This window comes from Inquilinus sp. OTU3971, assembly GCF_038440215.1.
The window spans coordinates 1-1,706 of record NZ_JASATH010000405.1 but is presented as its reverse complement, the minus strand read 5'-3'; the positions used below and the strand labels follow the sequence as shown (position 1 = coordinate 1,706).

Sequence of the window (1,706 nt, the reverse complement as noted above, 5' to 3'; positions counted from 1 at the left end):
GGGCGGCGCCGCGGCCGCCCCCCCGCCCATCCTCTTTTTTATGGGCGGCTTTCCAATGCCGGCTTGCAGGCTTGAAGCTCATCTGTAACATACGTTCATGAATGTATATTCTCGTTGCTTCGCTTCGCCGGCCGGATTACGGTTTCGTAATCTCGCGGACGGGCCGAGTCCCGGAGGCCCTGGGTCTCACGGTGGAACCGGCCTCGTCCCGGGAGACTCGCTCTCGATTTCCTGACGCAAAAGCCAAGGCTCGGCGTCGACGGCCACCGGATTTCCCGGCGATGCGATCGGCAGACGGCGCAACCGTCGAGACGGACCGGGCGGAGGAGGGGAAGTGAAGAAGGTTCTGCTGGGTGGGGCGGCGATGGCCGCCATGGGACTGGCCGGCGCGGCGCCGGCATCGGCCGCCGACGCTAATGTGACGTCCGGCCTGCAGCTCAAGATCAGCGGTTTCATCGGCTTCCAGGCCACGTTGAATCTGGGGGACACCCAGAACGACGAATTCGCCCGCGACTACGATTTCCAGAGCGGCGCGCGGCTGATCTTCGACGTCAAGAACGTCACCGATTCGGGCCTGGAATACGGCGGCCGCATCCGTTTCGACCAGGTCAACCGCCGCGACGACGTCAGCGTCGACCGCACCTATGTCTATGTGAAGGGCGGCTTCGGCACGGTGACCTTCGGCAACGCGCCGACGGTGGCCGACGACATCGGCTATGTCTATGCCCATGACGCCCTGGCCAGCGAGATCGGCGCGGGCGGCCTCAATTTCGGCGACCTGCTCGATGGCGACTTCCCGCTGGGCGGCGGCGATCTCTACTCGCTCAACGCCACCTATCTGGCGGGGCTGAGCAACGCCGACACCCGCATCAAATACACCTCGCCGACGTTCAGCGGCTTCAGCTTCGCCTTCGACTTCACGCCGATCGTCGGCGGCGCGGAGCATGCCGGCAACGGCGGCCGCAACGATCTGTTCGATGACGACGACACCTACTACGAGAACGTCGTCACGGGCGGCATCAACTATGAAGAGACGTTCGACTCCGTCTGGGTCCGTCTGGCCGCCACGGCTGCCTATGGCAACGGTGTCCGGACCTCCGGGACCGGTGCCAATCCGAACGGCAACGACCTCGAGGTCTACACCCTCGGCGGCATGGTCCAGTCGGGCGGCATCGCCGCCAGCGTGAACTGGACCCACAACGAGAGCATCGCGGTCGCCGAGAAGCCGGTCGACTCGATCGTCGCCGATCTGAGCTATCAGTGGGGTCCGTACCTGGCGTCGCTGTCCTACGCCTATACCTGGGCGGACAAGAACAACGGCCTGGATTCGCAGTTCTCCAGCGGTGTCGATCTGCAGGACAACCACATCGCCGGCGTGAACTTCACCTACACGCTGGCGCCGGGCCTCAACACCTACGCCGAGGCGATCTACGAGAAGCAGAACTACCGCGAAGGCGGGGATTGGGAGACCGCCAATCTGATGACGGGCGTGCTCCTGGCATTCTGAGAAGCGTCGTCACTTGGTGACGGCTCGGGAAGACCGGGCGTGACGGACCACTCCTGACGGTCTCTGTCTCGTCCCCTCGAAGGCTGAAAAGTCACGTCCGGTCGACGGGGGATGCGCGGCTCTGCAGGCCGCGCATCCTTCTTTATGCGACGGAGCGGAACTCGCCGCGGCAGGCTCGGTCTCTATATTCCTGGACTAA

Annotated in this window: 1 protein-coding gene; it reads left to right on the top strand. The window is 64.3% G+C overall.

What is annotated here, in order from left to right:
- The first annotated feature begins 334 nt into the window (after positions 1 to 334).
- Positions 335 to 1,507, top strand: coding sequence for a porin (locus AAHM41_RS40115; RefSeq protein WP_342242241.1), 1,173 nt, complete (start codon positions 335 to 337; stop codon positions 1,505 to 1,507).
- Positions 1,508 to 1,706 lie beyond the last annotated feature (199 nt).